Raw genomic sequence first — 8,755 nt, 5'->3', positions numbered from 1 at the left:
GACTGCCCGGCCAGCGACCTGGCCGTCCCCAGCTCTTCCAGGTTGACCTGTAGCACCACCCGGAACCACTCCTCTTGCTTGCCCCTGCCTACCCCGGCAACCCGGACCCACCGGACAGGGCACAGGCACAGGACGGGGATCACGTCACGAACGCCCTCACCCTAACCGTACCGTGACCTGTTTGTCACCCCTTGGCCAGGAGGTCTCTCAAAGGTGTTCCGGCACCCTGGTCGCCGCAGCCCGGCGCGTATTTCCCGCAGCTCTCTCACGCGTGGTGCCGCGCCTTATCCCGTTCCAGGTAGGGGGAGCCCTCCGGGGCGGCACCCTCACACGTACTGCCGCGCCACCCCCACGGCCTCGGCCCCGTAGCTCCCGCCAAAGAGGAAGGCGTGGATCATGAGCAGGTGCAGGGAGTGCAGGCCCACCCGCTCGCGCCACCCGGCCGCCAGCGGTGACACCTCGTGGTAGGCGGCGTAGATCCGCTCCAGGTGCCTCTGCCCGAACACCCCCAGTGCCGCCAGGTCCGTCTCCGCGTGCGCCCCCTGGGCCATCGGGTCAATGAGGACGCCGACGACGTCGGGCACCTCCCCGTCGGTGTCCCGCCGGGTGCTGGCCCGGCCGGTTCCCGCCCCCAGCGGCCCCACCCCGGCCTCTGGCGGCGCCCAGCCCAGGGTGTGGGACACCGGCACCCACAGCACGTTGCCGCACCACAGGTCCCCGTGGGTGCGCGCCACCGCCACCTCCTGGCTGCGCTGCTGCGCGCCAGCACGGACCAGGCCGGGCTGGTCGGCGTCGAAGTCGCCGTCCACCAGCCTGGCGCACAGCCTCTCGATGACGCGGGCGCCCTGGGTGCTGATTGACCCGTTGTCCCTGGAGGCCCCCAGGTAGGCGAGCACACGGTCCTCAGCGTAGAACTCCCCCCAGCGGCGCTGCGCACCGGGGTCCTCGAACCGTCGCAGCCGGATGTCGCTGCGCCCCATCTGAGCCACCCCGTCCCAGTCAGGTGGGGCCGCGCCGAAGGCGGGCGCTCCCGCCGCGTGCGTGACGGCCAGCGCCCGGCCAAAGGCCTCGGCCGCACTCGCCGTGACCCTGGTCGTGGCCAGGCGGGGCTCCTCCAGCCAGCCGGGGCCGGTGGTGGCCGGGACCACGTGGGCGCCGCCGTCGGCCATGGCCTGGGCCAGCCACCACAGCCCCTGCGCCTCCAGGAGTGTGGAGACGGGGCCGTCGTCGTGCTTGCGGAACGTGCTGGGGGAGGGCGCTGTCATAGGGCCAGCCTGCCAGGTACGGTGCGGCGCCGCGCGCTCCCGGCCTACCGTGCCACCATCCCGCCCGGCCCCGATACCCTGTGACCATGCCCGATGCTGACACTCCCACCTGGTCCTTCCTTGGCCCGGCGGGCACCTTCACCGAGATGGCCCTGCGCCAGGTGGCCCCCTCGGACGTGGTGCTCGACGCCTGCCAGGACGTGCCCACCGCCCTGGATCACGTCCGCTCCCGTGTGACTGAGGCCGCCGTCGTGCCTATCGAGAACTCGGTGGAGGGCGGGGTCAACGCCACCCTCGACAACCTCGTGGCCTCCACGCCCCTGGTCATCGCCGCCGAGGTGGCGGTGCCCGTCACCTTTGTCCTGGCGGGGCGGCCGGGCACGACCCTGGAGCAGGTGGCCGCCGTGGCCACCCACCCCCACGCCTGGGCCCAGTGCCGGGGATGGGTGCGCCGCAACCTGCCGGAGGTCGCCTACGTGGCGGCTACCTCCACCTCGGCGCCGGCCCGTGCCCTGGCCGACCCGGACCAGGACCCCGGCTTTCAAGCGGTCCTGTGCAACCCGCTGGCCGCCCAGGACTACGGCTTGGAGGTCATCGCCGCAGGTGTGGCAGACAACCCCGACGCTGTCACCCGGTTCGTCAAGGTCACCCGCCCCGGGCGCGTGGGCCAGGTCACCGGGGCGGACAAGACCACCCTCATGGTCCAGCTCCCCCACGACCGCTCCGGCGCCCTGCTGGACATGCTGGAACAGTTCAGTGCCCGGGGCGTCAACCTCTCGCGCATCGAGTCCCGGCCCGTGGGGGACTCCCTGGGCCGCTACCGCTTCTCTATCGACGTCGAGGGGCACGTCCGCGAGGAGCGGGTCCAGGCCGCCCTCATCGGCCTGCACCGCACCTGTCCTGTGGTGCGTTTCCTGGGCTCCTACCCCCGCCTGGACGCCCGGCCGGTCGTGGTGCCCGCAGGCACCAGCGACAAGGACTTCATGGTGGCCCGCTCCTGGGTGGCTGACGTCCTGGAGGGCAGGGCGCTGTGACACACCGGTCCTGGCTGCCGGGCTAGGGCAGCGCCGGGACCTTGGCCGCCGGGTGTGCGGGGTCGTCCAGGTTGGTGGCAAGGCGGTGGCGGGAACCTAGGTGCGCGGTCAGGTGACGTGGCGCTAGGCGAGCCAGTCCCTCACCCAGCGAAGCGCCTCCTCCACGATGTTGCGCTCGACGATACCTATGCGTTCGACAAGCCTCTTGCGGGAGATCGTGCGCACCTGCTCAGTCATGGCGAAGGAGTCCTGCGGCAGTCTCCCACCACGAGGAATCCGCACGTGGTTCGGCCACCCTCGGTCGATGGAGGTCACCGGGACGGTCACGACAAGCGTTGTCACAGCCTCGTGGTAGTGGGCACCGGAGATGACGAGCACGGGGCGCCGCCCAGTCTGCTCACGTCCGACCGACGAGTCCGGGGCCGCCCACCACAGCTCACCGGTGCGGGGTTGGGGCATCAGCTCCACGCGTCTGACTCCCAGTCCGCGAGCTCGGCGAGGTAGGCCTCGTCCGGCGGGTTGGCCTCCATGGCTGCCTTGAGGTCGGCAAAACGCAGCTCGCGCTCCGCAGCCTCAGTCATCGTACGGATGGCGACGTCCATGGTCACGCCCTGGCGCTTAGCGAGCGCGAGGACTGCGTCGCGGGTACTGGTCTCGACCTTGATCGTCGTCGCCCTAGTCATACTTCTAGTATGCCCGACAGGGATACTTTCCGCCATGGCTGTTGCAGCAGACCTCCTCTCCCCGGTTAACGAGCACGTGAGAGCGGCCGAGACGCGACATGACTACAGCCTGTGCCGAGCGTCCACCTGTGACACGTCCAGGGGGCGCCAGCACGCCGCCGGGCAGGAGCGCACAGAGGTCGAGAGACACGTCTGGGGGTGCCGACATCCTAGGGGCGTCGGATGAACAGCGCGCCATGGGTCAGCCTCACCCGCACGCCCCGGGTCGGCGGCAGGAGGTCCCCGTCAACCTCTACCAGCATCGGGGTGCTCACGCGCACGGCGACGTCCCTGCCCTGGCGCCGCACGACGCGCCCGGTGGCGCGCGTGGGGTTGGCGTAGGTGGCCGCGCGCGGTGGGAGGACCTGCCGGGCCAGCGAGCTCCAGCCCAGCACACCGCCGACCGTGTCGATGGCGGCCACGTCCAGCAGGCCGTCGTCGGGGCGGGTGTCGCGCAGCAGCGTGATCCCTGCTGGCAGCATGCCGCCGTTGGCGATGAGCAGGGTGCGGGCGGTGAACCTCTCCACCGACCCCCCGGCGCCGGGGCTGCCGAGGCTGAGGACCAGGTCCATGCGGGGGAAGCGCAGGTTCTCCACCGCGGCCAGGGCGTAGGCCCCCCATCCGATCCGGGCCTTGAGGCCGGGGCGAGTGGAGGCGACCAGCCCGGCGTCGAAGCCGATCCCCGACACCACCATGCAGGCGTGCTCCCGTCCCAGGGAGGGGCGTGCCCATCCCCCGGGGGGCTGGGCAGGGACAACGGGGGCGGCAGCTGCGTCGGTGCCGGGGGCTGCACCGCTGGCGCGGCGGCTACCACTGCGGCTGAAGGTGCTGGCCTGGTCCGGCGGCACGCCGTCATCCACCTCGGCCTGTGCAGGCTGCGTCTCACGCCGGGCGGTCAGCGCGCTCAGGGCGCCGCCCGAGCCCGCTGGGGCGGGCGAGTGGGTGCTGCTGCGCATACCGGGCAGGACCGGGCCGGTGAGAGCCGGGTGGCTACCCGGCTCATCGGCCGGGTCGGTGCGTACCCAGGCGAGGTCGGTGGGCCGTGACGTGCCGTGTGCAACCAGGCGGGCCGCCGCCGACAGGTCGCCGACCGGCAGGCGCAGGTTGCGGGCCGCGAGGTTGGCGGTGCCTGTGGGCAGGATCCCCATCTCGACGCCGGTGCCCGCCAGCCCGGCTGCCACTGAACGCACGGTCCCGTCCCCCCCGGCGGCAACCACGAGGGCGGCCCCCGACGCGACGGCCAGCCGCGCCTGGGTGGCCCCGGTCTCCGAGGTGGTCGTCTCCAGCCAGACCGGTCTGCGGTACCCCGCCTCGCACAAGGTGGTGTCCAGGAGGTCCCGGACCGCATCGGTGACCTTCTGCTTGGAGGGGTTGGCCACCACGCAGGCGAGGGGGGCTGCGTGGGCTCCTGCGTCCATGGGGGCAGGCTACACAGGAGTCCTGGGCTAGGGTGCGCCTCATGGCTGACACACCTGGTGCCCGGGCTCGTCGCGCCCTTGTCATCGTTGACGTCCAGCCCACCTTCTGCGAGGGCGGCGCCTTGGCCGTGCCCGGGGGCGAGGCTGTGGCCTACCGCATCGCCGCCTACGTCGCTGCTGCAGGGGACGACTACGGCCTGGTGGTCACCACCCAGGACTGGCACATCGACCCCGGCGACCACTTCTCTGCCGACCCGGACTATGTCGACACCTGGCCCCCGCACGGGGTGGCCGGGACCCCGCAGGCCCGCCTGCACCCGGCGCTGTCGGGGCTGCGGGCCGACGCAGCGCTGCGCAAAGGGCACTACTCGGCTGCCTACTCCGGTTTTGAGGCGGTCGCTGACGACGGGGCCGACCTGGAGGCCCTGCTCAGGACATGCGGTACCGAGGTGATCGACGTGGTCGGCTTGGCGCAGTCGCACTGCGTGAAGGAGACTGCTCTGGACGGGGTCGCCCGTGGCTACCGGGTACGGGTCCTCACCGACCTGACCGAGCCGGTGAGCCCCGGACTGGGCCGGGCAGCCCGGGAGGTGATGGCTGCCGCAGGGGTTGAGCTGGTGAGGTCGGGCCTGGTGCCAGGCGCCTAGCCGCTCCCAGCCTGGGAGGGTGGGCAGGCCGGGCACACTAGGCGGGCTGGCGGCCAGGGGCTGGACGGCAGGTCTGTGCGGGCTTAGGCGGCCTGCGGTACCTGGACAGGCCGTACGGGCAGGCCCGCCTGGGTGGCCAGGGCGGAGATCAGCTCGGCCAGGCGTGCAAAGTCCGGACCTCGGGAGGAGGAGCTGCGGTATACCAGGCACAGCTGGCGTACCGGTACTGCTCCGGCCGCGTCAGGGGCGAACCGGGCCACGGCGTAGTCCTCCTGGGACCCCAGCATGCGTAGGGCGCCTTCGGGGACGACGGTGACACCCGTGCCGTGGGTGACCATACGGATGACGGTGGACAAGGTGGTTGCCACGGCGACCGGGGGCTGGGTCCCGTAGGACTGGCACAGCGCCAGGGCCTGGTCACGCAGGCAGTTGCGCTCGTCCAGCATGAGGAGGGGGTAGTTGTCGAGCTCGCGGGTGCTCAGGTCGGTGCGACCTGCCCAGGGGTGGTCCCTGGCCGTGAGTACCATCAGCGGCTCGTCGAACATCGGGATGGCCGTGGTGCGCTGGACCTCTGAGTCGAGGGTGATGATGGCGGCATCCAGGCGCCCCTGGTTGAGCAGCTCCAGGATGTCGCTGGTGACCATCTCACGCAGCTCGAGCTCCATCTGGGGCAGCTGGTCGGCCAGGCCGTCCATGAGCACCGGAGCCAGGTAGGGGGCAATCGTGGGGATGACACCCAGGCGCATGGAGCCGGTCAGGACTGCGCCCTGGCTGGCGACGGCCTCGCTGAAGGCCTCTGCCGCGAGCACGGCCTCCCGTGCGAAGGGCAGGAGGGCCTCGCCCAGTGACGTCACCAGCACGCGTCGGGTGGTGCGTTCCACGAGCTCGCCGCCGACCCGCTTCTCCAGCGCGGTGATGGCCTGGGAGAGGCTGGGCTGGCTGACGCTGAGGGCGGAGGCTGCCTCACCGAAGTGCTGGTGGTCGCACAGTGCGACGAAGGCTCTCAGCTGTGAGAAGGAGGGGAGAGCAGAGGTAGGCATTGGGTCACGTCCTGTTGTCGCGGTAGAGGTCTGGTGGAAGATGCCTGGTGGCCGGGGGCGGAAGGCTGGTGACTTGGGTGGCGGGTGAGCGGGTGGTGAGTGAGAAGTGAAGCCGAAGGAGGTGGGAGGTTTTTCTTACAAGAGAGCACTATAGGGTACGCCTCACCAATAACGTTACTTTCACAGGTGATATGAGGCGCGTATTATCGTCTAGTCGTCGTCTGTGCCGTTCGCGCCGACCCCGGGCTGCGGGGACGGCGCGCGGACCGGGGTCGGCTCTGGCTACACTCGCTCTATGATCGACCTGCGTGCGCTTCGCGAGAACCCCGAGCCCTTCCGTGTCAGCCAGCGTGCTCGTGGCGCGGACGCCGGGCTCGTGGACCAGGTTCTGGCGGCAGATGAGGCGCGTCGGCAGGCCCTGGGGACCTTTGAGGGGCTGCGTGCGGAGCAGAAGGCCGTTTCTCGCTCCGTGGGCAAGGCCGCGCCGCAGGAGCGCCAGGAGGTCCTGGCCCGGGCCAAGGCGCTGGCGGAGCAGGTCAAGGAGGCTGAGGCGGCTTCCAGCCGGGCCGCCGCCGACCTGGAGGAGCTGGCCCTCCAGCTGCCCAACCTCATTGCCGGGGCCCCCAGCGGGGGGGAGGAGGACTTCGTCGTCCTGCGGCACGAGGGCGGACAGCCCCGTGACTTCGCCGCTGAGGGCTTCCAGCCTGTGGACCACCTGACCTTGGGCGAGGGGCTGGACATGATCGATACCCGTCGTGGGGCCAAGGTCTCCGGCTCGCGTTTCTACTTCCTTAAGGGGTGGGGCATGCGTCTGGAGCTGGCCCTGATGGCGGCGGCCCTGGACCGGGCGCTGGCTCACGGCTTCACCCCCATGACTACCCCGACACTGGTGACCCCTCAGATCATGGGCGGCACGGGCTTCCTTGGCGCCCACAGCGACGAGATCTACTACCTTCCGGCTGACGACCTCTACCTCACCGGGACCTCGGAGGTGGCGCTGGCCGGCTACCACACTGACGAGATTCTGGACCTGGCCAGCGGCCCGCGGCGCTACATGGGCTGGTCTACCTGCTACCGGCGTGAGGCCGGGGCCGCGGGCAAGGACACCCGGGGCATCATCCGGGTCCACCAGTTCAACAAGGCGGAGATGTTCTCCTACTGCCGTCCTGAGGAGGCGGAGCAGGAGCACCAGCGGCTGCTGGCCATGGAGGAGGAGATGCTCGCTCTGGTCGGCCTGCCCTACCGGGTCATCGACACCGCTGCGGGCGACCTGGGCTCATCGGCGGCCCGCAAGTTCGACTGCGAGGCCTGGCTTCCCACCCAGGAGAGGTGGATGGAGGTCACCTCCACCTCCAACTGCACTACCTTCCAGGCCCGCCGCCTGGCCGTGCGCGAGCGCCGTGAGAGCGGCACCGCCCCCGTGGCCACGCTCAACGGGACGCTAGCGACCACCCGGTGGCTGGTCGCGATCCTGGAGAACCACCAGCAGGCGGACGGGTCCGTACGCGTGCCCGAGGGACTGCGCCCCTACCTGGGTGGCTGTGAGGTCATCGAGCCCGCCAGGGTCCGGGCCTGAGACGGCTGCTCACCGTGCCTGACACCTCACCCGCTGCGTCCTCTGCTGCATCATCTGCTGCGTTGCCTGCCGCGCCGTCTGTCACCCGGCCCTCCGGGCCGCCCTTGCGCCTGGGCGGCGGTGGTGAAGACGCCCCGGGGCGAGGCATGCACCGGCCCCTGAGCCACGAGGAGTACCACGTGCTGGTCCAGGAGAAGGTGCGGGACCTGGACCGCCTGCACCAGTCAGGCGGGACCAACCTCGTACCCGGCCCGCGCACTGTCGTCGCCCTGGATGTGGACGGCACCGTGCTGGACATGGACGGGAGGGTCTCCGAGCGGGTCATGGCCTCTGTCGCCCGCCTGCGCTCCTACGACGTCACGGTGGTGATCGCCACCGGGCGCGGGGTCCAGGCGGCCATGCCCGTGGCCCGTTACATGGGCCTGGTCAGTGGCTGGATGGTGTGCGCCAACGGTGCGCTCACCCTGCGCCTGGACCCCCACGCCCCCGGCGGCTACGAGGTCGTCAGCTCGTGGACCTTCGACCCCACCACCGCGATCTGCACTCTCCTGGAGGCTGTCCCGGACGGGATCGTCGCTGTGGAGGACCCCGGGGCGGGGTTCAAGGTCTCCCGCCCCTTCCCTGACGGAGAGCTGATCGAGGACTACGAGGTGGTCAGTGTCGCCGACCTGTGCTCCGCCCCGGTGACCCGGGTGGTCCTGCGTGCCCCGGGTATGCCTGTGGACCGCTTCTCCGCGCTGGTTCGTGGCTCCGGCCTGCACTCGGTGGAGTATGCCGTCGGCTGGACGGCCTGGCTGGACGTGGCGCCGCAGGGTGTGACCAAGGCGAGGGCGCTGGAGGACCTGGTGCAGCGGCTGGGTACTGACGCCTCCCACGCCCTGGCTGTGGGGGACGGCTCCAACGACGTGGAGATGCTCGAGTGGGCCGGGGCGGGTGTCGTCATGGCCAGCGCCCCGCAGTGGGTGCGCGACCGGGGCGACATCGTGACAGAGCCCGTGTGGTGGGACGGCTGCGCGGCCGTCCTGGACGCCCTGGTTGAGCGAGTGAGGTAGG

General features: G+C 71.1%; 9 protein-coding genes. 4 read left to right on the top strand and 5 right to left on the bottom strand.

Features of this window, described 5'->3' with window-relative positions:
* Window positions 1–326 precede the first annotated feature (326 nt).
* Window positions 327–1,265, bottom strand: a complete 939-nt coding sequence (locus D4740_RS10055) for a fructosamine kinase family protein (RefSeq protein WP_119836802.1) — start codon at window positions 1,263–1,265, stop codon at window positions 327–329.
* 86 nt (window positions 1,266–1,351) lie between these two features.
* Here D4740_RS10055 and pheA point away from each other — a divergent pair, with 86 nt between their 5' ends.
* A complete protein-coding gene (pheA, locus tag D4740_RS10050) occupies window positions 1,352–2,299 on the top strand; it encodes a prephenate dehydratase (RefSeq protein ID WP_119836801.1) in 948 nt (315 codons plus the stop codon).
* A gap of 123 nt (window positions 2,300–2,422) precedes the next feature.
* Here pheA and D4740_RS10045 read toward each other — a convergent pair whose 3' ends face one another.
* The 3 genes from D4740_RS10045 to D4740_RS10035 all read right to left on the bottom strand — a co-directional run bounded on the left by D4740_RS10045 (window position 2,423) and on the right by D4740_RS10035 (window position 4,439).
* Window positions 2,423–2,758, bottom strand: coding sequence for a type II toxin-antitoxin system PemK/MazF family toxin (locus D4740_RS10045; RefSeq protein WP_119836820.1), 336 nt, complete (start codon window positions 2,756–2,758; stop codon window positions 2,423–2,425).
* Window positions 2,758–2,982: a hypothetical protein gene (locus tag D4740_RS10040; RefSeq protein ID WP_243106847.1), complete on the bottom strand. Its 225-nt coding sequence runs from the start codon at window positions 2,980–2,982 to the stop codon at window positions 2,758–2,760. The genes D4740_RS10045 and D4740_RS10040 overlap by 1 nt, the downstream gene beginning before the upstream one ends.
* Window positions 2,983–3,191: 209 nt before the next feature.
* Window positions 3,192–4,439, bottom strand: a complete 1,248-nt coding sequence (locus D4740_RS10035) for a diacylglycerol kinase family protein (protein ID WP_119836799.1) — start codon at window positions 4,437–4,439, stop codon at window positions 3,192–3,194.
* A gap of 41 nt (window positions 4,440–4,480) precedes the next feature.
* Between D4740_RS10035 and D4740_RS10030 the strand changes: the two genes are divergently transcribed.
* Window positions 4,481–5,086: an isochorismatase family protein gene (locus D4740_RS10030; protein ID WP_119836819.1), complete on the top strand. Its 606-nt coding sequence runs from the start codon at window positions 4,481–4,483 to the stop codon at window positions 5,084–5,086.
* A gap of 83 nt (window positions 5,087–5,169) precedes the next feature.
* Here D4740_RS10030 and D4740_RS10025 read toward each other — a convergent pair whose 3' ends face one another.
* The gene (locus D4740_RS10025) at window positions 5,170–6,126 is read right to left on the bottom strand and encodes a LysR substrate-binding domain-containing protein (RefSeq protein ID WP_119836798.1); all 957 of its coding nucleotides are present in this window, start codon (window positions 6,124–6,126) and stop codon (window positions 5,170–5,172) included.
* 295 nt (window positions 6,127–6,421) lie between these two features.
* Between D4740_RS10025 and serS the strand changes: the two genes are divergently transcribed.
* Both serS and D4740_RS10015 read left to right on the top strand, forming a co-directional pair.
* Window positions 6,422–7,702, top strand: coding sequence for a serine--tRNA ligase (gene serS, locus D4740_RS10020; RefSeq protein WP_119836797.1), 1,281 nt, complete (start codon window positions 6,422–6,424; stop codon window positions 7,700–7,702).
* A 146-nt stretch (window positions 7,703–7,848) separates the two neighbouring features.
* Window positions 7,849–8,754, top strand: coding sequence for an HAD family hydrolase (locus D4740_RS10015; protein ID WP_119836796.1), 906 nt, complete (start codon window positions 7,849–7,851; stop codon window positions 8,752–8,754).
* The last annotated feature ends 1 nt before the right edge of the window (window position 8,755 follow it).

The organism is Actinomyces sp. 2119 (assembly GCF_003591215.1).
In the GTDB taxonomy this organism is placed as follows: domain Bacteria; phylum Actinomycetota; class Actinomycetes; order Actinomycetales; family Actinomycetaceae; genus Actinomyces; species Actinomyces lilanjuaniae.
The sequence above is the reverse complement of the archived record's forward strand: the minus strand, read 5'-3'. Positions and strand labels throughout refer to the sequence as shown.